Origin of the sequence: Pseudomonas sp. PDM26 (genome assembly GCF_019219185.1) — a bacterium.
Classification (GTDB): Bacteria; Pseudomonadota; Gammaproteobacteria; order Pseudomonadales; family Pseudomonadaceae; genus Aquipseudomonas.
On record NZ_JAHUWC010000019.1, the window covers coordinates 44,234 to 67,128 of the forward strand.

The following is a 22,895-nucleotide window of genomic DNA, read 5'->3' on the forward strand; positions in this document are numbered from 1 at the left end:
AGACAAACTCATTTTAATCGTGATGATCACAAGTTATTCTCATGATCAATGACACTGCACCGCCTGCCCTGGATGGACACCTGGTTCAGCGTGCTCGCCCCAATGTTCAACCTGCATCTGAAAACCACTGGCGTGTGCGTAAGCCGGGCGTCGATGGCATCATCACCCGCTACGAAGGTTTCGATGATCGCCACCCCCTCTGATCGGCCAAGGAATAGTCCCGATGCGTATCAAGACACTGCCGGCCCGGGCCACGGCGTTCTACCCGAACGCCAAAGCGCAGACCGCCGGGATCAACCCATGACGGCCATTTTTCGGCCGCGTCCGACGTTGATCTTTTTGCTGCTGTTGCTGGTGCTGGTGTTCTGGCTGTCCCTGGCCCTCGGGCCGGTCAGCCTGCCGCTGGGCGATACCTTGCTGGCCGGGATGCGTCTGCTGGGGTTGCCGCTTGACGGTGGCGACACGCAGCAGGCGGAGTTGATCCTCGGTCAGATTCGCCTGCCGCGCAGCCTGCTCGGCATTGCCGTGGGTTCGGTACTGGCGTTGTCCGGCGTGGCGATGCAGGGGTTGTTCCGCAACCCCTTGGCGGACCCGGGTCTGGTCGGTGTTTCCGGTGGCGCGGCACTCGGTGCCGCCCTCGCCATCGTCGGCGGCAGCCTGCTCGGTGGCATGCCAGCGGCCATCGAACCTTATCTGCTGTCGGTCAGCGCCTTCGCCGGTGGTTCGATTGTCACGGCGGTGGTGTATCGCTTCGGCCGCCGCAACGGGCAAACCGACGTTGCCACTCTGCTCTTGGCGGGTGTGGCGATGACGGCCATGGCCGGTGCCGGCGTGGGGCTGTTCACCTACCTGGCTGATGACGCGACCTTGCGCACCCTGACGTTCTGGAACCTGGGCAGCCTCAACGGTGCCAGCTACTCGCGCTTGTGGCCGTTGCTGATCGTTACCCTGGGCGTGGCGTTGTGGTTGCCACGTCGGGCGGCGGCGCTCAATGCCATGCTGCTGGGTGAGTCGGAGGCCCGTCACCTGGGCTTCGACATCGAGCGGATCAAGCTTGAGCTGGTGCTGTGCACGGCGCTCGGCGTTGGCGCGGCAGTCGCCGCGGCAGGCCTGATCGGTTTTATCGGCCTGGTGGTACCGCATCTGATGCGTCTGCTGGTCGGCCCGGATCACCGGGTGTTACTGCCCGTGTCGTTGCTGGCCGGCGCCAGCCTGCTGTTGCTGGCCGACCTGGCCGCACGTCTGTTGTTGGCGCCGGCCGAATTGCCCATCGGCATCGTGACGGCACTGATCGGCGCTCCGTTCTTTCTTTATCTGCTGGTACGAGGGCGTTCCTGATGCTGCGGGCAAACAACTTGCTGGTACGTCGTGGCAACCGCACGGTACTGGCGAACATCGATATCGAGTTGCGCCCCGGTGAAGTGCTCGGTGTGCTGGGGCCCAATGGCGCCGGCAAAAGCACCCTGCTCACCGCTTTATGCGGAGAATTGGCGAGCAGCGAAGGCACGGTCAGCCTCGACGAGCGTCCACTCGCCGACTGGCCGGGTCAGGAACGGGCCAGACGCCTGGCCGTGCTGCCGCAGAGTTCGAGCCTGAACTTTGCGTTCTCGGTCAATCAAGTCGTCGGCATGGGTCGCTTGCCTCACGCCAGCGGCCGCGTGCGCGATGCCGAAATCGTCGCCGAAGCGCTTAAAGCGGCCGATGCGCTGCATCTGGCCGGACGCAGCTATCTGGCCCTGTCCGGCGGCGAACGCCAGCGCGTGCATCTGGCGCGGGTGCTCGCTCAACTGTGGCCGGGTGCGGCAGGGCAAATCCTACTGCTCGATGAACCGACGTCGATGCTCGATCCGCTGCACCAGCACACCATTTTGCAAGCCGTGCGTGACTTCGCCGAGCGCGGGGCCGCCGTGCTGGTGATCCTGCACGACCTCAACCTGGCCGCACGTTACTGCGATCAACTGCTGTTGTTGCAACAGGGCCTGCCCCACGCCTACGGTCCACCGGCAGAGGTGCTGACCGCCGAAGCGCTGGCGGCAGTCTATGGGTTGGAGGTGCTGATTCAGCAACACCCGGAACGCGGCCACCCGTTGATCATCGCACGCTGATACCGCCCCCTCCTCTGTCATCGAGGGGGCACCTGTCCAATAAGGAAAACCGATGCGCTTTGTGTTGCTCTGTGCATTCAGCCTGTTGGCTGCCTGCCAAACCCATCAGGCCACACCACTGCCGGCGCCGATCGCCCCGCAAGGCCGTGATCACACTGACCTTGGGGTCATCCGTGAACTCGCCACGGGCCGTAGGCTGACGCCGCAAGAACTGGTCGAACGCCTCGCCGTTACGCCGCGGGTTCTGGTCGGTGAACAGCACGACAACCCGGACCACCACGCCCTGCAATTGTGGCTGCTGCGCGAACTGGCGGCACAACGGCCCCAGGGCAGCCTGTTGATGGAGATGCTCAATCCCGATCAACAGGCCAGGGTCGATGCCGCGCAAGCCGCGACCCGCGCCGGCCAGCCACCGGCCGATGCGTTCACGGCGCTGGCCTGGCAGGCCAATTGGGACTGGAGCGTGTATGGCGCACTGGTCACCTACGCGCTGCGACAACCGTATCCACTGCTGGCAGCGAATCTGGATCGTGCGCAGATCATGCAGATCTACAGACAGCGCCCGGTACTCACGGGGGCAGCCTCCACCACCCAACAAGTGCAGGCGACCTTGCTCGAAGACATCCGCGAATCCCATTGCGGCCTGCTGCCCGAAGCACAGATGCCGGCGATGCTCGCGGTGCAGCAACAGCGTGACCGGCACATGGCGGAGCGCCTGATGGAAGCGCCTCTACCTGCGCTGTTGCTGGCCGGAGCCTTCCACGTGCGCAAGGATCTGGGGGTGCCGCTGCACCTGAAGGACCTGGGTGCCGGTGAAGGGAATGCGGTGCTGATCCTGGCCGAAGCGGGCAAGACCGTGACGGCCGAGAGTGCGGATTTTGTGTGGTACACCGCTGCGCAACCGGAAGAGGACCATTGCGCGCAGCTGCGTCGCTGAACCTGTGGCGAGGGAGCTTGCTCCCGCTGGACTGCGCAGCAGGCCCCTGCTCTCAAGGGGTAAGGGGGGTCGCTTCGCAACCCAGCGGGAGCAAGCTCCCTCGCCACAAGAGCGCTCTCGCCCTCGGTCGGCCTCGCTCCGGCGCGACACTATGTCACGCCTCTTCGTCGGTCCAATGATTGTATCCACCCCTCCGGCACCGGCACAGTTTGTTAACATCCCCACGATTTTTTCGTCTGTACAGTCATCACGCTGTCATTTCAGCCTGTTCAACAGGATGCTTTTTTTCATGAGTACTGTGTATACCCGCCGAACGGTCCTGCAAGGCATGGGCCTGTTGAGCCTGGGCCTGCTCGCCGGTTGCGACGACAGCAGCAAGCTGTCGTTCAAGTACGGCAAAGACCTCAGCGACAAGATCATGGGGCGCAACTTCAAGCTCAAGAACGCTCAGGGCGAAACCCGGATGCTGGGCAGCTATCGCGGCCTGATGCCGATGGTGTTCTTCGGTTTCACTCAATGCCCGGCCGTATGCCCGACCACGCTGGCCCGCGCGGCACAGGCCAAAAAACTGATGGGTCGCGATGGCGAAAGGCTGCAGGTGGTCTTCATCACCCTGGACCCTGAGCGCGACACGCCAGAGATGATCGATAAATACGTAAAAGCCTTCGACCCGAGTTTCGAGGCGCTGTACGGCACCCTGGAAGAAACCGCCACCACCGCCAAGGAATTCGGCGTGTTCTTTGAAAAGGTCCCGAGCGGCGATACCTATACCCTCTCCCATACCGCGACCAGCTATGTCTTCGACTCCCGGGGCACGCTGCGCCTGGGACTGTCCACGTCCCTGACGGCCCAAGAGTGCGCAGAAGACCTGCTCACCGTGATGGAGGTTTGCTGAAATGAATGCCCCGCAGGCTAAAAACCGTTTTGCACAACGCTGCAGGCAAATGGCACTGGGATTGTCCCTGGTTGGCCTGGCCTTTCAGGCGTCGGCACAAACCGAGATCAAAGACGCCTGGGTCCGCGCCACCGTAGCCGGTCAGCCGTCGAGCGGTGCCTTCATGACCGTCACCGCCAGCGCCGACAGCAAGCTGCTGAGCGTGCAAACGCCGGTTGCCGGGCTTGTGCAGATTCATGAAATGAGCATGAAAGACGACGTGATGAAAATGCAGCAGGTGGGCGCCGTCGCACTGCCCGCCGGTAAAGCGGTGAGCTTCGATCCCCACGGCTACCACATCATGCTCATGAACCTGACGGGCCAGATCAAGGAAGGCGACAAGGTGCCCCTGACCCTGACCGTCGAAGACGCCAAGGGCGAGAAAGAGTCGATTCAGGTTGAAGCCGTTGCCAAGGCGATTGGCACCATGGATCACAGTTCGATGATGCACGATCACAGCAAGATGAATTGATTTACCCCTGATATCGCAACACCAAAAAGATCGCAGCCTGCGGCAGCTCCTACGAAATCGGTGTAGGAGCCTGCCGCAGGCTGCGATCTTTTTTGATCAAGACCTTTTCATGTCAACTCAAACCAGCTTGAGCACGACATTGATGTTGTTGCGCGTGGCTTTCGAGTACGGGCAGTACTGGTGCCCGGTGTCGACGATTTTCTGCGCGGTTTCGCGATCCAGCCCTGGCAGGCTGACATTGAGCCGCGCCTGGAGCAGATAGCCGCCTTCATTGGTGCCCAGGTCGACTTCGGCATCGACGGCCACATCCTTGGGCAGCGCCACGTTCATTTCCCTGGCAGCAACCTGCATGGCGCCGATAAAACAGGCTGACCATCCGGCAGAGAACAGTTGCTCGGGGTTAGTACCGCCACCGCCCGCACCTGGCGACGACAGCTTCACATCGAGGATTCCGTCGGAGCTGCGGGAGGCGCCGTCACGCCCGCCGGTGGTGTGGGTTTTGGCGGTGTACAACACTTTATCGATCTGGTTCATGGTGACCTCCTGATTAAGTTGTAAAAAACCGGCTTTAACACCCCATCGAGTCGCCGGGATGGTCAATCAATATAGACGTCACACGCCCACACCGTGGTCGATCCGACCAGCGCCCGTTTTTTCTTTATTTACGCGCCAACTTGTACCTGACGCAGTCCTCATAAAAGCTCTGCCGTACAGCAGTCGGTTTGAATCTCGACGGACTGTCATAAGTTTGCTCTGTAATACCAAGTGCCATCATGCGCATCCAGGTTTTGGCGAACTTGTAGGCCTGGATTTTCTGGCGGGCGGCATACAGAGAAACGCCTGAAAGCTTGAGTTCCTGTGCCCTTGCAGCGGTGCCCGCACCCCAACTGCACATGTACTGATCATTGCTGGCCAGTTCTTTGGCTTGAGCCGAATTGGCTACACCCGCAACTATCAGCGGGATTAACGCGATCCATGTCTTGCGCATCTTGACCTATTTAACTGACTGAAAATGAACTAATTTTGCTGAGGATTCTTAAACTTGGGGGCCAGCATCGTGCCTTTTCTGCAAATTAATTCGAAAAAGAGATGGGCAATGTCATTTCTTGCGAGTTTTCAATCCTTTGCTATAGCTAAGACTCTCAATCGCCAACTAAGTGAGGCAACGGAATGTCAGTCGCAAAGAAAATGAGTGTGGGGCAACTGACAATGTTGACCGCCGTCAACATGTTGGGCTCAGGCATTGTGCTACTACCGACGAAACTCGCGGAAGTCGGTGCAATTTCGATCCTCTCCTGGCTGGTGACCGCCACCGGTTCCCTCGCTCTGGCCTACGCGTTTGCGCGATGCGGGATGCTTAGCCGCAAGACCGGCGGTATGGGCGGTTATGCCGAATACACGTTCGGTAAAGCGGGTAACTACATCACCAACTACACCTACGGTCTGTCGCTGTTGATTGCCAACGTGGCGATCAGTATTACTGCGGTTGGTTATATCCAGGTGTTGTTCGGGATAAAACTCGATTCGCTGCAAGTAGGCCTGGCCACCATTGCCTTGTTATGGATCACCACTTTCGCCAACTTTGGCGGCGCGAGCATTACCGGCCGGATCGGTGCGATCACGGTCTGGGGTGTGATTGCACCTGTGGTGCTGGTATCCACGGTGGGCTGGTTCTGGTTCGACAGCAGCGTTTACGCCGCTGGCTGGAACCCCCACGACAAGGGCTGGTTCGAAGCGGCCGGCGCCTCGGTAGCGATCACCCTGTGGGCCTTCCTCGGTCTGGAATCGGCTTGCGCCAACACCGACGCGGTGGAAAACCCTGAGCGCAACGTACCGATTGCCGTGCTGGGCGGCACCCTGGGTGCGGCGGTGATCTACATCGTCTCCACCAACGTCATCTTCGGTATCGTCGGCAACGAAGAACTGGTCGCGTCCACCGCGCCGTTCGGCCTGGTGTTCGCCAAGATGTTCACCCCGATGGTCGGGGACATCGTGATGGCGGCAATGGTGCTCGCCTGCATCGGTTCGCTGCTGGGTTGGCAGTTCACCATTGCCCAGGTGTACAAAAGCTCGGCGGACACCGGTTACTTCCTGTCGATCTTCGCCAAGGCCAACAAGGCGGGAACGCCGATTGTCGGCATGCTGGTACTGCTCGCCGCACAGACCGCGCTGGCCCTGCTCACCATCAGTCCCGACCTGAGCAAGCAGTTCGACACCCTGGTCAATCTCGCGGTGGTGACCAACCTGGTGCCTTACATCCTGTCCATGGCCGCGCTGATGACCATGCAGAAAGTCTCCAACGTGCCGGAAGGCAAGGCGCTGGCGACCAACGTCATTGCCCTGATCGCGGCAGCCTACAGCTACCTGGCGCTGTACAGCTCCGGTGAGCAGGCGCTGATGCTGGGCGGCGTTGCCACCATCTTCGGTTACACCCTGTTCGGCTTCGTCAACAACCGCCTGATCCGCCTCGAAGCACTCAACAACAGCGTGCCGACGCAAACCGTCAGCGCGCAACACCTCACTGCCGAGCCAGTGCCGGTGAACAATCTGAATACAGCCACTATGGAGGTTCAAGCATGACGGAATATAAACACTCGCTGGGCATGCTGGCGCTACTGGTCAGCAGTCCGCCGGACAAGCGAACGGTGTTCGGCCGCGCCCTGGATCAACTGGTCCAAGACGTAGAGGGCCGTGGTGTCAGCGTACTGGCTTCGGAAAGCCTCATAGATGCTGCATCGATCCTGCGTTCGGACCCGGCCATTCAATGTGTGATCATCCGATGGGAAATGGACACCAGCGAAGGCCACGCCGACTGCACCCGATTGCTGGTCAAGCTGCGCGAGCGCAACACCCGGGTGCCGGTGTTCCTGATCAGCGACCGTACCACCGCGTCGACCATTCCGTTATTGGTCATGCAACACGCCGACGACTTCATCTGGCTCCCCGAGGACACCTCCCGTTTCCTCAGCGGGCGCATCCTGGCCGCCATCGAACGCTATCGCCAGGCTGCCCTGCCGCCGATGTTCGGCGCGCTGGTGAAGTTTGCCCGCAACTATGAATATTCGTGGCACACCCCCGGCCATGCCGGCGGTACGGCATTCCTGAAGAGCACCGCAGGCCGGGCCTTCTACGAGTTCTTCGGCGAGAACCTGCTGCGTTCCGACCTGTCGATCTCGGTCGGCGAACTGGGCTCTCTGCTCGATCACAGCGGCCCTATCGGCCAGGGCGAACGTTATGCCGCCAAGGTCTTCGGCGCGCACCGCACGTACTACGTGACCAACGGCTCGTCGATGTCCAACCGCGTCATCCTCATGGCCAGCGTCACGCGCAATCAGATCGCCCTGTGCGACCGCAATTGCCACAAGTCCGCTGAACATGCGATGACCCTGTCCGGGGCGATTCCGACCTACCTGGTGCCGACCCGCAACCGCTACGGCATCATCGGCCCGATCCTGCCGCAGACCCTGAGTGCCGAAGGCGTGAAAGCCGCCATCGCCAACAACCCGCTGGTCAAGCAAGGCATCGACCCGACACCGGTGCACGCGATTGTCACCAACTCCACCTACGACGGCCTGACCTACAACGTCACCCGTGTCGAAGAGCTGCTGGGCGAAAGTGTCGACCGTCTGCACTTCGACGAAGCCTGGTACGGTTATGCGCGCTTCAACCCGCTGTACAGCGGACGCCATGCCATGCACGGCAACCCGGCCGATCACGACAAATCCAAGCCGACCGTGTTCGCCACCCAGTCGACCCACAAGTTGCTGGCCGCCCTGTCCCAGGCCTCGATGATCCACGTACGTGACGGCCGTAACCCGATCGAACATGCGCGCTTCAACGAGTCGTACATGATGCACGCCTCGACCTCGCCGAACTACGCGATCATGGCGTCCTGCGACGTCAGCTCGGCGATGATGGAAGCGCCGAGCGGGCAGATCCTCACCAACGAGTCGATTGAAGAAGCGATCAGCTTCCGCCAGGTGCTCTCGCGCATGCACAACGAGATGCTGAGCAAGGATGACTGGTTCTTCACTTGCTGGCAGCCGCCGACCGTACAGGTTGGCGCAGCGACCGTGCCGTTCCATGAGGTCGACCCGGCTACGCTTAAAACCGACCCGAACTGCTGGGTCCTGCACCCGAACGCGGTATGGCACGGCTTCGGCGACATTGAAGACGGCTACTGCATGCTCGACCCGATCAAGGTTTCGGTACTTGCCCCGGGCATGGGCGACGACGGCAACCTGCTCGCCAACGGCATCCCCGCCTGCGTGGTCACCGCGTACCTGGGTCGTCAGGGTATCGTGGTCGAGAAAACCACCGACTTCACCATCCTGTTCCTGTTCTCCATCGGCATCACCAAAGGCAAATGGGGCACGCTGCTCAACGCCCTGCTCGACTTCAAGCGCGATTACGACGACAACGCCGAGCTCGAGCTGTGCCTGCCCGATCTGTACAACGCCAACCAGCATCGCTATGCCGGCATGGGCCTGAAGGATCTGGCCGACGAAATTTTCGCCGCCATGAAGAAACACAAGACCACCGCCAACATGTCCCAGGCCTTCGGCACCCTGCCAAAAGCCGAGTTCAGCCCGGTGGAGGCCTACGAAAAACTGGTGCGCAACGACATCGAACTGGTGACGCTCAACGAAGCCGCCGGGCGTCTTGCCGCGACCGGTATCGTGCCCTACCCGCCAGGCATCCCGCTGCTCATGCCGGGTGAGAACGCAGGGCCTGCGGACGGTCCGTTGCTGGCGTATCTCAAGGCACTGGAAGCCTTCGACAAATCCTTCCCCGGCTTCACCCATGACACCCACGGGATCGAAGTCGAGGACGGCGTTTATCGGATGCTGGTATTGAAATAAGTCCAACTGGTTCACCGCAACACCTGTGGGAGCGGGCCGTGGCGAGGGGGCTTGCCCCCGTTGGGCTGCGAAGCAGCCCCAAAATTTCCGATGTATCGAAGATGATGTATCGAAGATCTTGTGAGTGCTGCGCACTCAAACGGGGGCAAGCCCCCTCGCCACAGCTCGCTCCCACATTGCATTGCATCCCCCAAAAATCCCTATGGGCAAATTCGATCACAGCGCTCTATGATTGATCCCCATGACCACCACCGCTGCGATCCGCTCACCCTGCCCGCCCGGCGCCTGCGACTGCGGGCGTGACCCGTTGCTGGAAACACCGGGGGCGGACCTGCGCATCCTGTTTCTGACCCGCAACGAAGAAAAACGCCTGATCGAACGTCTGGAAAACCTGCAGAGCCTGAGCGATCTTGAGCACGTGCAACGGCGCATGTTCGAACAGTTGGGTATCCGCCTGAAGATCGCCCCCGGCTTCAATGAAGTGCGCACCATGCGCGGCATCGGCATCCAGGTTGGCGAACTGCCGGGGCTGTGCCGCAAGACCCGCGCCAACATCCCCGCCGCCATTCGCCGAGCCATGGAAAAGCACCCGGAGATTGCCTACGAACTGCTCAATGCCAACGACCTGTTGCGTGACGCCTGATGAAACCCATTCTCGAATTCCCCCTCACCGACAAGATTCTCACCACGTACGCCCTGGCCATCGGTGCCGACCTGCAGGGCTACCGCAACCACATTTACCGGGTGCTGAATTTCCATGGCGCCCTCAGCGGTGCCGAGGGCCTGCCCTCGCAAGCCGTACAAATCGCGGCGGCGTTTCATGATCTGGGTATCTGGACCGATGACACCCTCGACTACCTGCCCCCGTCCATTGCTCTGGCCATCGAGTACCTCGACAGCCAGCAACGACCGGAACTGAAGGATGAAGTCAGCGCGCTGATACTTGAGCATCACAAGCTGCGCCGGTATCGCGGCGCTTTCGCCAACAGTGTCGAACCCTTCCGCCAGGCCGATCTGATGGATGTGTCCCTGGGACTGGTGCGTTTCGGCTTGCCCCGAAGCTTCATCAAAACCGTGCAGGCGACCTTTCCCGATCATGGTTTTCACTCGACGCTGATAAAGCTTTCAGCCCGGCAATTCATCCGTTCACCGCTGCGGCCGCTGCCCATGTTCCGCTGGTGACACCCGTGTCTGTCTCCCTCTCTGACGGTGCCTTTAGCGCAAAGCCATTTCACTGCAAAGCGCCTGAAACACTAACTGTCTGACTATCCATTACTGGATATTTCGCAATTCAAACCTACGCTCTTCGCGGGGGCTTACGAATTTCAACGACGGTTGGGGCCCGTCTCGATGTACTCACGCTGGTACTCAGGAGCTCGACATGAACCGGACATCCTTATCCACGATGTTTGCGCTACCCCTGTTGTTGTCTGCAATGGCGTTACCCGCCCTGACCCTGGCCGCTGACAAGTCTCCCAACATTCTGGTGATCATGGGCGACGATATCGGCTGGTCGAATATCGGCGTCTACAACCAGGGCATGATGGCTGGCAGAACCCCCAACCTCGACCAACTGGCGAATGAAGGCATGCGTTTCACCGACTATTACGCCGAAGCCAGTTGCACCGCCGGACGCGCCAACTTCATCACCGGCGAACTGCCGATTCGGACAGGCATGACCACCGTCGGCCAGGCCGGCTCGCCCGTGGGCATTCCCGCCCAAGCCGTCACCATCGCGACCGCGCTCAAAGCCATGGGTTATGCCACCGGCCAATTCGGCAAAAACCACCTGGGCGACCTGAACCAGTTTCTGCCCACCGTCCACGGTTTCGATGAGTTCTTCGGCTACCTCTATCACCTCGACGCCATGGAAGACCCGGCGCACCCCAATTATCCGAAAGAACTGCTGGACTCGGTTGGCCCACGCAACATGGTCCACAGCTGGGCTTCCACCACCGATGACACGACCGTGATGCCGCGCTGGGGCAAGGTGGGCAAGCAGAAAATCGAAGACGCTGGCACGCTCTATCCGGAGCGGATGAAAACCGTCGACGACGAAATTCGCGACAAGGCCTTCTCTTTCATCGACAAGGCCAAGCAGGACAACAAGCCGTTCTTCGTCTGGCTCAACCCGACCCGCATGCATATCGTCACGCACCTGTCCGACAAGTACCAGGCCATGCGCAACTCGGAAAATGGCTGGTCGGAACAGGAAGCCGGCATGGCGCAGCTCGATGACGTCGTCGGCGATGTCCTGGCGAAGCTGAAAAAAGACGGCATGGACGACAACACCATCGTGATTTTCACCACCGACAACGGTGCGGAAAACTTCACTTGGCCCGATGGCGGCACGACGCCGTTCGCCATGGGCAAAGGCACGGTCATGGAAGGTGGCTTCCGGGTGCCGGCGATCATTCGCTGGCCAGGCAAGGTGCCGGCCAACCAGGTCGCCAACGGCATCATGTCCGGCATGGACTGGTTCCCGACCCTGGTCGCGGCGGCGGGCAACCCGAACATCACCGCCGAACTGCTCAAAGGTAAACAATTGGGCGACACCACCTACAAAGTTCATCTGGACGGCTATGATCAAACTCCAATGATCACCGGAAAAGGTCCGTCGAACCGGCATGAAGTCTTCTACTTTGGAGAGAGCTCCTTGGGTGCAGTGCGCATAGACGACTACAAATATCGCTTCATTGACCAACCGGGTGGCTGGCTGGGGGCTAAAGTTGCTGTGGACGTGCCGATCCTGACCAATCTCCGACTCGACCCGTTCGAACGCATGGGCTGGCCGGAAAATCAGGCCGCGCAGGGTTCGCAACAATACTTCGACTGGTTCAAGTTCCAATTCTGGCGTTTCGTGTTCGTCCAGCAGCAGGTGGCCAAACTGGCAGAAACAGCGATCGAGTTCCCGCCGATGCAAAAAGGCGCGAGTTTCAACCTCGACTCGGTCAAAGCCAAGATCGCCGCGGCTCGGGCAGAGATGGCCAAGTAAACAGCCGAATCCACGGGTGGCTGGTGCAGTCCACCCGTATTCGAAATGGACAATTGCTGAGGGATTTCAATGCCGACAAAAACCGCTACCCTGCCCGCCTCTGCGCTACTTGCCCTGTGCTGCCAGCAAGCCTGGGCCGGCGGCATCATGCTCTATGAAATCGGCACGGATAACACCGGCCTGGCCAACGCCGGTGCCGCCGCCCGGGCCCAAGGCCCTTCCACGATAGCCAGCAACCCCGCGGGCATGAGCTATCTGCCGGGCACACAAATCACCGCCGGTTTACAGGTCCTGTACGGCGACCTGAGCTTCGACCGCGACTCCGGCACCAACACCCCGGGCAGCGGCAGTGGCAATGCCCTCGATCCGATTCCCGGTGGCAGCTTCTTCATCAGCCATGAACTGGACGAGCACTGGAGTGTCGGTTTTGGCCAGTACGGTGACTTCGGGTTGGCGGTCAATTACGACAACGACTGGTCCGGCCGCTACTTTTCGCAGTACTCCAGCCTGCTCGGCCTGTCGCTGGTACCGAGCGTGGCTTACCGCTTCAACGAGCAGTGGTCGGTCGGCCTGGGCATCAAGGCCATGTACGGCATGTTGAAGGCCGACACTGCCATCGACCGTTCCCCTTTCGGCTTCACTGACCGCTCTGACGGCCAATACAAGTACCGCGACAACGACTGGGGCTATGGCGCCAACGTGGGGGTGATCTACGCCCCGCAACCCGGCACGCGCATAGGCCTGACCTACACCAGCCAGGTCGACTTGGACTTCAAGGACCGGATCGATGTGAAGGGCGACGGACGTCTGCTCGAGCGCGTCAACAACACCGATACCGCACTCGACATCAAGGTGCCGCAGACCGTGACCCTGAGCCTGTTCCAGCAACTGGACCGGCAATGGGCCTTGCTGGCTTCGGCCAACTGGCAGGACTGGTCCAAGTTCGGCGATATCGGGGTAGAGGTCGACACCACGGCCTTCGGTGCGCAATCGACAACGATTGACGCCGGTTTCAAGGACACCTGGCACCTCTCCCTTGGCGCGCAATACCAGGCCACCGAGCAATGGCTGTGGAATGTTGGCGTGGCCTACGACAGCAGCGCCGTCTCGGACGGCAACCGCAGCGTCATCGCGCCGATGGGTGAATCCTGGCGCATTGCAACGGGAGCCACCTATGCGCTGAACAAGGACACCGATGTCAACGTTAGCTGGGTCATGACCTGGCTCGGCGACCAGCCGGTAGACCAGAGCAAATCCGTGTCGGGCACTCGAATCTCAGGTCAGTTCGACAATGCCTGGATACAAGCCTTGACCGGCAACATGACCTGGCGATTCTGAAGCGCAGCAACCGAAAGAACGACGATTTCATCCAAGGAGTAAACACCACTATGAATCTGTCCCGAAACCTGCTTGTCGGCGCCGCGCTGGCCAGTCTGTTGCTAGGCGGTTGCACCTCGCAAGTCACAGAGAAGGATCAGTACTCAGGCTTCCTGCCCAACTACAACAACCTGGAAGAAGTGACTACCGCCAGTGGTGAGAAAGCCATGCGCTGGATCAGCCCGTCATGGAACCCGAGAGCATATGACACGGTGGTATTCAATAAACTGGAACTCTATCCGGCGCCCAAGCCCAACGAACGGGTCAACCAGCAGACGCTGGACGAATTGCAAAACTACATGACCAGCAAGGCCAAAGGTGTGCTGGGCCAGAAATACCGGGTGGTGTCGAACGAGAGCGCAGCACCGGCCGGGTCAAAGCCCCTGATCCTGCGCGCTGCGATCACCGGAGTGAGTGCTTCCAACGAAGGCATGAAGTGGTATGAAGTGGTGCCGATCGCGGCCGTAGTCGGGGCCACGCAGGCCGCCACCGGTCATCGGGATCAGGACACTAACCTGTTCATCGAAGCCGAGTTTATCGACACAAAAACCAATCAAACCGTAGCCAAAGTCGTTCGCAAGGTATTTGGCACCCAGCTGTCGAACGAGAGCCAAAAAATCACCACAAAAGACTTCAAAGCTGCAATCGACAAATTGAACGCTGATCTCTGGGCCTTCATATACAAATAATCTGCGTTTCAACCGCCAACCTCCGTTGGCGGTTGAATAAAGTTCAATGAGAGGACCGCTGATTTGTGGGCCTGTTCATCGATTCGATTTTTTCGATTACAAATGCTGTTGTTCACCTCGGCGCTCATCGCCAGCATGCTCGCGCTGAGTATCTGCGCGACGGAAGATGTGCAGACGACCGCTTGGGAAGTTGCACCTCACTTGACCACCCATTTGCATTCGACTTGACCAGCCAATTGCGCTCGACTTGACCGCGATGATTTGAATTGAGCTCTCACTATTTACGGGCTGGGTGGCAGAAGGACCCGCTTTGATGGCGCTGATTGAAAGCATGAAAGCACCGTCAGATATCTGGGATATCGAGGTCGATGGTGCCCTGGAAATGGCGGAACAGACGGAAGTCTGACCATCTATAGTGACGGTCGATGCTAGACCGTCGCTATCCGATCTGTCCCTCGGTGCCCAGCGAGCATCCCGCAAAGGTGCGTAATTCAGTTCATGGATACGCTGAATCGCAGGTACCTGCCGCGATACGCCATCCGTTTAGTCACCTAGGGAGTGATGGACGCTTACGCAAGGCGAGCGCCCGGCACCTAGGCCTTGGAACTGCTGCTATCACTGAACTAAGCTTTTCTGTGTGCTTGCGGATGCATGGTCTGGGCCTTCTTGGCACGGTTGAACTTAGGGACGGAGCAGTTGGATCAACTTATGAGGCTCTGACCATGTGGGGAATCCGCGATTGGGTAACACACCTTACGGTTCATCCCCCTGCACGTTCAGCGCTGATCATCCACGCCGTTGCGGCGCTAGCATTCGCTCTTTTCGCCGGCCCGAGGCGGAATGAAGGTAAATGCCTATCGCAAATGTTGGACCTGCGCACCAACCTACTCAAATCAATGGGAATGGGAAGGCGAGATGAACGGTAATTTATTATTACTTGCGTTCGTGCTCGGCGCGGTTTCTCAGGCGTCACTGGTCATTAGTGCCATAGCTGTATACGTGGTGAAGTTTCCGACACGGCTGGTCGGCGCGCTTGCCGCGTTCGGCGCCGGAGCACTCATCGCGGCCGTAGCCCGCGATCTGCTCCCGGAAGCGCAAGAACTCCACCTTGGAGTGGCCTCGTTATGGGCTATGGCGGGAGCACTGACTTTCCTCGGCGGCGAGCATCTCGTCGAAAAGAAATTTGGTTCGGGTGGCGCCGCTGGCGCGCTCGGTATTGTAATCGGCGCGGTGGTGGATGGAGTTCCGGAGTCGATCATTTTCGGAATTCAGCTGGCGAGTGGCACACCGATCAGCCTCGCTTTCATCGCAGCCGTCTTCGTGTCCAATATTCCGCAGGCCATTGCACCTTCTGCCGAGCTGGCTGCCATTGGGTGGAACTGGCGCCGCGTCGCGGTGCTGTGGAGCTGGGTGGTGCTCGCCTGCGGCGCCGCGAGCATACTGGGATATGGCATTGGCTCCGCCAGCGATCTGTTAAGAGGCGCGCGCATGGCGGCGTTTGCCGGCGGCGGCATTCTAGCCATGCTTTCCAATTCGCTGGTGCCGTTCGCGCACGAGCGTACCAAGGCCGCCGGCCTGTGGACGGTCGTGGGCTTCTGCGCTTCGTTTGCGGCGGGGAATTGATCTGGTCGATCGCGATTTATGCAAATTTCATGAACGATCCGAATTGGTCTTTGAAAGATGCTTCACCGTCAGTTCTGTGACGAGCCATACTCAGTAGCGTCCGCATAGGAGTACTAGCCAATAAGAATCCATCAAGACTTGTGATTGTCATTGGTTTTCGTATGAGTCAGTTGATAAATGTGATTAACCGTCGCGAAGAAGATGCCTGTGGATAAACCGCACATGAGGATCCCGGTCAAGCCCTCAATTGGCGCGAACAACCGCCATGGCTTCGCCATCACCACCTCTCCATAACCAATCGTCGCGTACGTCACTCCCGAAAAGTAAAGTGCCGTTTCGAGATCGGGCAGACATTCCTGCCACAGATAAAACGCAGCCCAGATCGTAATTTCTACCAAATGGAGCAAAAGCAAGTAACAGGCCACCCAAACCAACCTCCAGCTAATGGCCCAGAGGAGCTTCGGAGACGTCCAAGCCCAGCGATCCAGAGCCCTCAGCATCAGAGCCATTCCGACGGCATGTACGATCACTGTACTAGCCGTCAGCCCCCAAGCGAAAAGGATGTTCGAAGGCATTGGTGCTCCTCCAGCCATGTCGACCCAGACACCCGGCAGTTGCAGCAATGGAGGTGTCGCTTCACTCTAGTCGATTGACGGCAATGCAACCAGAACGCCAGAACGCGTGAAAGTCGTCGACCTTCGCAAAGCATCCTTCACTCCCCTTTCAAGCACACCACGTCGGCGCTCGAAGCGCATGACTCTCTCGGGCGGTTTCCACTGAGAATGTCGGCATCTGGATAGATTTGAGAGCATCGCGCGTCTTCGTTCACCCATGCCAAATGAAACGACCTAGACTTAAATTCATCTACGAAGATCAACGCGTTCAGGAGGACTGATAGCTGCGGTCGTTGCAGTACTAATGCGGTCGTTGCAGTACTAAAAAGAAGTTTCGCGCACATGTGTCACTGGTTGCGCAAACCGAGGTCAGTGTCCACCAGGGATGGTCTCAGCGGCGACAAACTAGGAGGCTTCCTTGTGGGATTTTCTGGTTAGCATCAAAGCAGTGAATTCCTGGAAGAAACTCCAGTGAGTGACTCATGGAAAGCTTTTTTCATGCCGACACCATTGGCGCTGAAGTTCGCAATCAAGACACTTCTCGCCGGGGGACTGGCTCTTTGGCTGGCGTTTCGTTTCGATTTGCAGCAGCCGCAGTGGGCCTTGATGACCGTCTTCATCGTGTCCCAGCCTTTGTCAGGGATGGTGGTGTCGAAGAGCATTTTCCGCTTGGCAGGCACGTTGGTTGGCGCCGTCATGTCGGTGTTGATAACGGGTCTGTTCGCGCAAGCCCCTTGGCTCTTTCTGCTGGCGATCTCTCTATGGCTGGGGCTTTGTACCGTCGCCTCGACCAGCCTGCACAACTTTGTTTCCTATGCCTTCGTGCTATCCGGCTATACCGTGGTGATTATTGGCTTGCCAATGCTCATCCAGCCGCTGCATGTGTTCGATCAAGCCGTTGCCCGCGCCACTGAAATCAGCTTGGGAATTATCTGCGCATCATTGTTCAGCGCTTTGATCTGGCCGCAGCGGGTTGAACACAATCTTGAAAAACAAGCACGCATGACCTTACTGGCCAGCATGCAGGCCGCAAAGATGGAAATCAGCACTGCAGTACGCGAAACCAAAACCTTGCTTGCCGCGCTGAGTAAGATTGTCGCGACGGATGTACTGCGCGACCATGCCCGGTTCGAAGGTTTTCGTGGCCGCCATCGCGCTCGGGTGTTGCGCGTGTTATCGCGCGAATTGCTTAGCCTGTTACGCATGGCACGGGGCGTGGCACTCCAGCGTCATCTGCTGTCAACTGACGATGTTCAGCGCTTGCAACCTTGGTTTGAGCAGGTCGCCGAGCAGCTTGAGCACCCAGACGCTGTCGCGATTTCAATCCTGCGCGATCGCTTGGCGCAAACTTCGGCGCAAGAACAGCGCTCCAACGTCGTGCGGTGTTGTCTGGAGCGCTGCTCAGCACTGCTGCTCAACTCCACAAGGGCTCAGCAATCAATGTCGGCGGTTACCAGCGGTGAGATAGTCGCTGATGATCCGGGGACTTTATCCTGGCACCGAGACGGGGTGCAGGCTCTGTTTTATGGTTTGCGCAGCACCTTGGTTGTGCTTGGGCTTTCGGCCTTTTGGTATGCCAGTGCCTGGCCGTCAGCAATCGGAGCAATCGTGTTATCGGGCGTTCTCTGTAGCTTGTTTGCCAACTACGAGAATGGGGCTGCCATCACCATGGGTATGACCCGCGGCTTCCTCTATGCAATCCCGATTGCAGCTATAGTTACACAATGGATGTTGCCTGAATGGAATGGTTTTCCATTGCTCTGTCTAGCCCTCGGTGTGCCGTTATTCTTTGGCGCGCTGGGGATGGCCGAACCACGCTTGACGCCAACGCCCACGGCCTTTGTCATACAGTTCATCATTCTGGTGACACCGAGCAATCTGATGCATTACGACTTCTCCGCATTACTCAATTCGGCAATAGGGTCACTGGTGGGGGGATGCTTTGCGGTGCTGGTTTTTCGTTTGTTAACCCTGCCACCCGGCTGGTTTAACCGACGACTGCTCAACGCGGTCTGTAATGATCTCGCTCGACTGACACGCTATCCCTTGGCACAGGCTGACAACTGGTTCGGTGGGCGCATGGCTGATCGCCTGCTACGTTTGGCTCAACTATCACCTGGCGCTGATTCGAAACATTGGAATGATGGTCTGTTGGCTATGGATCTGGGTAATGAGTTGATTCAGCTACGTACTTGCTTGAGCGATACAGACAGTAGTTTGCGTAACGAGTGTGACCGGTTCCTGGCACAGCTTGGCCAGCGGCTCGCATTCGGCCCGACCCCTGAAAGCGCTCTTCTATTAAGCGACCTGAGTCAGCATCTCAACGGGGCATTGCAGCAGACCCATTCGCAAGCCTCGCAACTGGCGCAAGCATCATTGGTTGAAATGCAGACACTCTGGGAGCAATGGTGCCAGCGGGAGGACGAACGTGGGATTGCATGAGTGGTCATGGGGCGGAGTGTTTCTCAGCCCTCTATTGGTCTACGCGATTTTGGCACTTGGCCTGACCTTCTGCGTGTTCTGGCTGCTGGAGTTCACGCCTGTATGGCGATGGGTCTGGCACGATGCGTTATTCGAGTGCGCGGTGTTCGTATTGATCTTCGTGGCGATAACCTGGAGCCTCTCAGACTTGTAGAGTATGAAGGGCATCAAGAGAAATACTATGCGTGTTTATGTTCGCGTATTGTTCACCGTCCTGGTCGCTGGCACCGCCGTACTCGCGGCGATCTGGCTATGGAATTTCTACATGCTGTCGCCCTGGACACGTGATGCGCGAGTAGGCGCCGATGTGGTGGTGATTGCACCGGACGTGTCGGGTTGGGTCACAGAACTACCCGTTCAGGACAATCAGCAAGTGAAGGCCGGCGACTTATTAATGCGCATCGATCGAGATCGCTATCAAGCAAACCTGGATTATGCAAAGGCAGTGGCCCAGACTCACCATCAACAGTTTTTGCAGCGCAGCTACGAAGCTTTGCGGCGAAGTAAATTGGGCCTCGCCGCCATTAGTGCCGAAGACAAGGAAACAGCGCAACTCAACGCCTCGATTGCTGGCAGTCAATATCAGGAAGCGCTGGCCCAAGTGAAGCTGGCCGAATTGAACCTGTTGCGCAGCGATGTACGTGCGCCGCGCAACGGTCAGGTGACGAACCTTCGGTTGACCCGAGGCAATTATGTGCAGACCGGACAGGCCGTCATGGCAGTGATTGATCAGCAATCGTTCTACGTCACGGCTTACTTTGAAGAGACCAAACTACCCAGGATTCGTTTGGGTATGCCGGCACGAGTCCTGCTGATGAGCGGCGAAATCCCTTTGGAAGGTCGTGTCGAGAGCATCAGTAGCGGTATCACCGACAGCAATACGACTCCCGATCACCAGTTGCTGGCCAATGTTCAACCGACGTTCAACTGGGTTCGATTGGCACAACGAATTCCCGTACGAATCAAACTGCTAAAAGTGCCTGCCGACACTCACCTGAGCACAGGGATGACAGCCACGGTCAACATCTTGGATGGAGCAGAAAACCAGGCGATTCCTCAGTAAACAGTGCAGCTACGCCTTGAAAGAAAAGGCAGGAACTCTACAGGCACGCGCATCATCCGCTTCTGGCTCGCAGCGCTGCATCACGCGGTTGAGGTGGACGGCGATCCTGGACACTTCACTCGATCGTGCCGATGGGCGAATCCTGGCGCATTGCCACAGGCGCCCCTATGCTCTGAACCAGGACACCGATGTCAACGTCAGTTGGGCCATGGTCTGGCTCGGCGACATGCCGGTAGAACAGACCAAATCCGTATCGGGCAATCAACTCTCCGGTCAATTCGACAATGCCTGGATTCAAGCCCTGACCGGGAATATGACCTGGCGATTCTGATGTTTTGTAAACGAAAGAACGACGATTTCATCCAAGGAGTAAACATCACTATGAATCTGTCCCGAAACCTGCTTGTCGGCGCCGCACTGGCCAGTCTGCTGCTAGGCGGTTGCACCTCGAAAGTGACGGAGAAGGCGCAATACTCTGGCTTCCTGCCCAACTACAACAACCTGCAGGAAGTCGAAACGCAGAGCGGCGGGACCGCGATGCGCTGGGTCAGCCCTTCGTGGAACCCGAATGCTTATGACACTGTGGTGTTCAACAAACTGGAGCTGTACCCGGCCCCCAAACCCGATGAGCGGGTCAACCAGCAGACGCTGACCGACATTCAAAACTACATGACCAGCAAGGCCAAGGCCTCGCTGGGTCAGAAGTACCGCGTAGTACCCACGTCCTCATCCGCCCCGGCGGGCTCCCGGACCCTGATCATGCGGGCGGCGATTACCGGGGTTAACGCCGAGAACGAAGGCATGAAGTGGTATGAAGTGGTACCCGTTGCGGCCGTTGTCGGGGCAACTCAGGCCGCCACCGGTCACCGCGACCAGGACACCACCCTGTTCATCGAAGCCGAGTTCGTTGACGCCAAGAGCAACCAGACCGTGGCCAAAGTGGTGCGCAAGGTGTTTGGCACCGAACTGAAAAACGAAAGCCAGATGATTACCGCCAAGGACTTCAAGGCGGCGATCGACAAACTGGGTACCGACTTCCAGGCGTTCCTCAAGTAACACCCGCCCAGGTGGCAAGGGAGCTTGCTCCCTCGCCACCTGAGGTTCCCTCCCTGACCGTCCCCTTCACTTTCTCATCCCGACCCGCCGACGCCCTGCGACGGTGATTGCCAGTTGCTCGGCATTCTTGTGGAAAAACAGCTCTCCAGCGATACCGTCCAGCGCGCGGACCAGGGCCACCGGACGACCCTGGAGGCTGCGGGGTGACGCCCGATTTCAGTGCTGATCAGACGCTGGTTCTCTTTTGCAGGGGTTTATCCAGTCAGGCAACGATGGACCTCGCAGGTGAATGTGCCAGCACCGTTGGGCTGACGCGCCTTCGCGAGCGCGGATTTGTCCGGTCTGTTTAGCTAAGATTCATGGGTGGTGAACCTTATTCCCGGAAACCCGGTCGATACCTGCAACCCGACCCGGTTTGCCACCACCCCCGTACGCGAGGTGACAACTGGCTTGCTTCATTCACTGGAGAACGCCCCCGTGATTTCAACCCTGTACATCGCCAGGCTCAAAGCATGGGGCGCCCATGGTTTTACCGCCACTGGCGTAGTCACCGCTTTCCTGGCCACCCTGTCCCTGCTGGATAACCAGCCGACCCATTGCCTGCTGTGGCTGGGTGTCGCCCTGATCGTCGACGGGCTGGACGGTGCGCTGGCACGCAAGGTCAACGTGCAGTCAGTGCTGCCGAGCTTCGATGGCTCGATCCTCGACCTGGTAATCGATTACCTGACCTATGTGTTCATCCCGGCACTGTTCATCTACCGCTACATTCCGCTGCCGGACTACACCTTGCTGCTGAGCGTATCGCTGATTCTGGTGTCGTCGCTGTTCTGCTTCTGCAACGTCAACATGAAGAGCAAGGACAACTACTTCCAGGGCTTCCCCGCCGCCTGGAACGTGGTTGCCCTGTGCCTGTACATCATCGCCCCGTCACCGTGGATCACCTTCGTTACAGTCATTGGCCTGTCTCTGCTGACGGTGAGCCGGATGAAATTCCTGCACCCGTTTCGCGTGCGCCGCTTCATGCCGATCAACATTGCGGTGACGGCCATCTGGTTGCTGTGCAGTTTGTCGCTGGTGCTCAACCATCCGTTGATCAACCCGTTGGTGATGGGGCTGTGGCTGCTGATGTCGGCGTACTTCCTGGGTATCTGCCTGTGGCGCACGGCGCTGGAGTGGTTCGACGAATCGAGGCACAAGTAGCCATGGCGGTCCATATCGTTCAACTCGGATCACCGCGCCGCCCCGACGAAGGTTTGCGCCTGGGTACGGTACGCCGCCCTCCCCGCGGCGTACCGAAAGCCGAATTCGCCCGTCGGGATTTTTATGATGTCTGGCAACCGTTGCTGTCACCCAGCGCGGAGCTGGTGGCCGAGGCCAAGGCTGCGCAGGATGCCAAGGCCTGGGAGGTGTTCAGACGCAAATTCAAGGCCGAGATGAGCCAGCCCGCTGCCAGTCAAATGCTGGACCTGCTGGCCGCGCTGTCCCACCGGACGTCCCTGGCCGTGGGCTGTTATTGCGAGGATGAAGCGCATTGTCATCGCTCGGTGTTGCGCGAGTTGCTGGAGGCGCGTGGGGCGCACGTCATTTAGCGGGCACTACTATCCCCTGTAGGAGCGAGCCTGCTCGCGATGGCGGTCTTTCAGTCACAGATGCTGTGGCTGATACACCGCTTTCGCGAGCAGGCTCG

General features: G+C 58.9%; 23 protein-coding genes and 1 pseudogene. 21 read left to right on the forward strand and 3 right to left on the reverse strand.

Features of this window, described 5'->3' with window-relative positions; genetic code table 11:
* The first annotated feature begins 41 nt into the window (after positions 1-41).
* From KW849_RS28605 to KW849_RS28630, 6 genes are all read left to right on the forward strand, one after another.
* On the forward strand, positions 42-203 hold the full coding sequence (locus KW849_RS28605) for a hypothetical protein (protein WP_218432876.1): 162 nt from the start codon (positions 42-44) through the stop codon (positions 201-203).
* 151 nt (positions 204-354) lie between these two features.
* The gene (locus KW849_RS28610; protein WP_218433040.1) at positions 355-1,338 is read left to right on the forward strand and encodes an iron chelate uptake ABC transporter family permease subunit; all 984 of its coding nucleotides are present in this window, start codon (positions 355-357) and stop codon (positions 1,336-1,338) included.
* Positions 1,338-2,105 carry a heme ABC transporter ATP-binding protein gene (locus KW849_RS28615; RefSeq protein WP_218432878.1) on the forward strand — a complete coding sequence of 256 codons (768 nt, stop codon included), beginning with the start codon at positions 1,338-1,340 and terminating at the stop codon, positions 2,103-2,105. The genes KW849_RS28610 and KW849_RS28615 overlap by 1 nt, the downstream gene beginning before the upstream one ends.
* Before the next feature lie 52 nt (positions 2,106-2,157).
* Complete coding sequence (locus tag KW849_RS28620) at positions 2,158-3,042, forward strand: ChaN family lipoprotein (RefSeq protein ID WP_218432882.1); 885 nt, start codon at positions 2,158-2,160, stop codon at positions 3,040-3,042.
* A gap of 289 nt (positions 3,043-3,331) precedes the next feature.
* Positions 3,332-3,937 carry an SCO family protein gene (locus KW849_RS28625; protein ID WP_218432885.1) on the forward strand — a complete coding sequence of 202 codons (606 nt, stop codon included), beginning with the start codon at positions 3,332-3,334 and terminating at the stop codon, positions 3,935-3,937.
* A gap of 1 nt (position 3,938) precedes the next feature.
* Positions 3,939-4,448 (forward strand): copper chaperone PCu(A)C, encoded by a 510-nt coding sequence (locus KW849_RS28630; protein WP_218432890.1) that lies wholly within the window; start codon positions 3,939-3,941, stop codon positions 4,446-4,448.
* A gap of 117 nt (positions 4,449-4,565) precedes the next feature.
* Here KW849_RS28630 and KW849_RS28635 read toward each other — a convergent pair whose 3' ends face one another.
* Both KW849_RS28635 and KW849_RS28640 read right to left on the reverse strand, forming a co-directional pair.
* Positions 4,566-4,982, reverse strand: coding sequence for an organic hydroperoxide resistance protein (locus KW849_RS28635; RefSeq protein WP_218432891.1), 417 nt, complete (start codon positions 4,980-4,982; stop codon positions 4,566-4,568).
* 124 nt (positions 4,983-5,106) lie between these two features.
* On the reverse strand, positions 5,107-5,436 hold the full coding sequence (locus KW849_RS28640; protein WP_115947498.1) for a hypothetical protein: 330 nt from the start codon (positions 5,434-5,436) through the stop codon (positions 5,107-5,109).
* Between the two features lie 182 nt (positions 5,437-5,618).
* Between KW849_RS28640 and potE the strand changes: the two genes are divergently transcribed.
* From potE to KW849_RS28680, 8 genes are all read left to right on the forward strand, one after another.
* Positions 5,619-7,028 carry a putrescine-ornithine antiporter gene (potE, locus tag KW849_RS28645; RefSeq protein WP_115947497.1) on the forward strand — a complete coding sequence of 470 codons (1,410 nt, stop codon included), beginning with the start codon at positions 5,619-5,621 and terminating at the stop codon, positions 7,026-7,028.
* Positions 7,025-9,310 carry an Orn/Lys/Arg decarboxylase N-terminal domain-containing protein gene (locus KW849_RS28650; RefSeq protein WP_218432899.1) on the forward strand — a complete coding sequence of 762 codons (2,286 nt, stop codon included), beginning with the start codon at positions 7,025-7,027 and terminating at the stop codon, positions 9,308-9,310. Before potE ends, KW849_RS28650 begins: the two co-directional genes overlap by 4 nt.
* Positions 9,311-9,551: 241 nt before the next feature.
* On the forward strand, positions 9,552-9,953 hold the full coding sequence (locus tag KW849_RS28655) for a hypothetical protein (RefSeq protein WP_218432901.1): 402 nt from the start codon (positions 9,552-9,554) through the stop codon (positions 9,951-9,953).
* Positions 9,953-10,492, forward strand: a complete 540-nt coding sequence (locus tag KW849_RS28660; RefSeq protein WP_218432903.1) for an HD domain-containing protein — start codon at positions 9,953-9,955, stop codon at positions 10,490-10,492. The genes KW849_RS28655 and KW849_RS28660 overlap by 1 nt, the downstream gene beginning before the upstream one ends.
* A 199-nt stretch (positions 10,493-10,691) precedes the next feature.
* Complete coding sequence (locus KW849_RS28665; RefSeq protein WP_218432904.1) at positions 10,692-12,305, forward strand: arylsulfatase; 1,614 nt, start codon at positions 10,692-10,694, stop codon at positions 12,303-12,305.
* 69 nt (positions 12,306-12,374) lie between these two features.
* Entirely contained in the window at positions 12,375-13,643 is a 1,269-nt protein-coding gene (locus tag KW849_RS28670; RefSeq protein WP_218432906.1) for an OmpP1/FadL family transporter, read from the forward strand.
* 50 nt (positions 13,644-13,693) lie between these two features.
* Positions 13,694-14,371: a DUF3313 domain-containing protein gene (locus KW849_RS28675; RefSeq protein ID WP_218432908.1), complete on the forward strand. Its 678-nt coding sequence runs from the start codon at positions 13,694-13,696 to the stop codon at positions 14,369-14,371.
* An 840-nt stretch (positions 14,372-15,211) separates the two neighbouring features.
* Complete coding sequence (locus KW849_RS28680) at positions 15,212-15,994, forward strand: ZIP family metal transporter (RefSeq protein WP_218432909.1); 783 nt, start codon at positions 15,212-15,214, stop codon at positions 15,992-15,994.
* A gap of 131 nt (positions 15,995-16,125) precedes the next feature.
* Here the strand turns inward: KW849_RS28680 and KW849_RS28685 are convergent, their stop codons facing one another.
* Positions 16,126-16,569 carry a potassium channel family protein gene (locus KW849_RS28685; RefSeq protein WP_218432912.1) on the reverse strand — a complete coding sequence of 148 codons (444 nt, stop codon included), beginning with the start codon at positions 16,567-16,569 and terminating at the stop codon, positions 16,126-16,128.
* 510 nt (positions 16,570-17,079) lie between these two features.
* Here KW849_RS28685 and KW849_RS28690 point away from each other — a divergent pair.
* The 7 genes and pseudogenes from KW849_RS28690 to KW849_RS28720 all read left to right on the forward strand — a co-directional run bounded on the left by KW849_RS28690 (position 17,080) and on the right by KW849_RS28720 (position 22,797).
* Positions 17,080-19,050 carry an FUSC family protein gene (locus KW849_RS28690; RefSeq protein WP_371319190.1) on the forward strand — a complete coding sequence of 657 codons (1,971 nt, stop codon included), beginning with the start codon at positions 17,080-17,082 and terminating at the stop codon, positions 19,048-19,050.
* Positions 19,037-19,243 carry a DUF1656 domain-containing protein gene (locus KW849_RS28695; protein ID WP_218432914.1) on the forward strand — a complete coding sequence of 69 codons (207 nt, stop codon included), beginning with the start codon at positions 19,037-19,039 and terminating at the stop codon, positions 19,241-19,243. The genes KW849_RS28690 and KW849_RS28695 overlap by 14 nt, the downstream gene beginning before the upstream one ends.
* A gap of 27 nt (positions 19,244-19,270) precedes the next feature.
* Entirely contained in the window at positions 19,271-20,152 is an 882-nt protein-coding gene (locus KW849_RS28700; RefSeq protein ID WP_218432916.1) for an HlyD family secretion protein, read from the forward strand.
* 122 nt (positions 20,153-20,274) lie between these two features.
* Positions 20,275-20,483 (forward strand): annotated as a pseudogene (locus tag KW849_RS28705) (transporter); the annotation flags it as partial.
* A 50-nt stretch (positions 20,484-20,533) separates the two neighbouring features.
* Positions 20,534-21,208 (forward strand): DUF3313 domain-containing protein, encoded by a 675-nt coding sequence (locus tag KW849_RS28710; protein ID WP_218432925.1) that lies wholly within the window; start codon positions 20,534-20,536, stop codon positions 21,206-21,208.
* Between the two features lie 477 nt (positions 21,209-21,685).
* Positions 21,686-22,408, forward strand: coding sequence for a phosphatidylcholine synthase (pcsA, locus tag KW849_RS28715; RefSeq protein ID WP_108218059.1), 723 nt, complete (start codon positions 21,686-21,688; stop codon positions 22,406-22,408).
* Positions 22,409-22,410: 2 nt separating this feature from the next.
* A complete protein-coding gene (locus KW849_RS28720; RefSeq protein WP_218432927.1) occupies positions 22,411-22,797 on the forward strand; it encodes a DUF488 domain-containing protein in 387 nt (128 codons plus the stop codon).
* Positions 22,798-22,895 lie beyond the last annotated feature (98 nt).

Excerpts from the sequence above, each read along its gene's own strand:
- KW849_RS28605 (WP_218432876.1), top strand. The coding sequence starts at position 42 with ATGATCAATGACACTGCACCGCCTGCCCTGGATGGACACCTGGTTCAG.
- KW849_RS28615 (WP_218432878.1), top strand. The coding sequence starts at position 1,338 with ATGCTGCGGGCAAACAACTTGCTGGTACGTCGTGGCAACCGCACGGTA.
- KW849_RS28620 (WP_218432882.1), top strand. The coding sequence starts at position 2,158 with ATGCGCTTTGTGTTGCTCTGTGCATTCAGCCTGTTGGCTGCCTGCCAA.
- KW849_RS28625 (WP_218432885.1), top strand. The coding sequence starts at position 3,332 with ATGAGTACTGTGTATACCCGCCGAACGGTCCTGCAAGGCATGGGCCTG.
- KW849_RS28630 (WP_218432890.1), top strand. The coding sequence starts at position 3,939 with ATGAATGCCCCGCAGGCTAAAAACCGTTTTGCACAACGCTGCAGGCAA.
- KW849_RS28635 (WP_218432891.1), bottom strand. The coding sequence starts at position 4,982 with ATGAACCAGATCGATAAAGTGTTGTACACCGCCAAAACCCACACCACC.
- KW849_RS28640 (WP_115947498.1), bottom strand. The coding sequence starts at position 5,436 with ATGCGCAAGACATGGATCGCGTTAATCCCGCTGATAGTTGCGGGTGTA.
- potE (WP_115947497.1), top strand. The coding sequence starts at position 5,619 with ATGTCAGTCGCAAAGAAAATGAGTGTGGGGCAACTGACAATGTTGACC.
- KW849_RS28650 (WP_218432899.1), top strand. The coding sequence starts at position 7,025 with ATGACGGAATATAAACACTCGCTGGGCATGCTGGCGCTACTGGTCAGC.
- KW849_RS28655 (WP_218432901.1), top strand. The coding sequence starts at position 9,552 with ATGACCACCACCGCTGCGATCCGCTCACCCTGCCCGCCCGGCGCCTGC.
- KW849_RS28660 (WP_218432903.1), top strand. The coding sequence starts at position 9,953 with ATGAAACCCATTCTCGAATTCCCCCTCACCGACAAGATTCTCACCACG.
- KW849_RS28665 (WP_218432904.1), top strand. The coding sequence starts at position 10,692 with ATGAACCGGACATCCTTATCCACGATGTTTGCGCTACCCCTGTTGTTG.
- KW849_RS28670 (WP_218432906.1), top strand. The coding sequence starts at position 12,375 with ATGCCGACAAAAACCGCTACCCTGCCCGCCTCTGCGCTACTTGCCCTG.
- KW849_RS28675 (WP_218432908.1), top strand. The coding sequence starts at position 13,694 with ATGAATCTGTCCCGAAACCTGCTTGTCGGCGCCGCGCTGGCCAGTCTG.
- KW849_RS28680 (WP_218432909.1), top strand. The coding sequence starts at position 15,212 with ATGAAGGTAAATGCCTATCGCAAATGTTGGACCTGCGCACCAACCTAC.
- KW849_RS28685 (WP_218432912.1), bottom strand. The coding sequence starts at position 16,569 with ATGCCTTCGAACATCCTTTTCGCTTGGGGGCTGACGGCTAGTACAGTG.
- KW849_RS28700 (WP_218432916.1), top strand. The coding sequence starts at position 19,271 with ATGCGTGTTTATGTTCGCGTATTGTTCACCGTCCTGGTCGCTGGCACC.
- KW849_RS28710 (WP_218432925.1), top strand. The coding sequence starts at position 20,534 with ATGAATCTGTCCCGAAACCTGCTTGTCGGCGCCGCACTGGCCAGTCTG.
- KW849_RS28720 (WP_218432927.1), top strand. The coding sequence starts at position 22,411 with ATGGCGGTCCATATCGTTCAACTCGGATCACCGCGCCGCCCCGACGAA.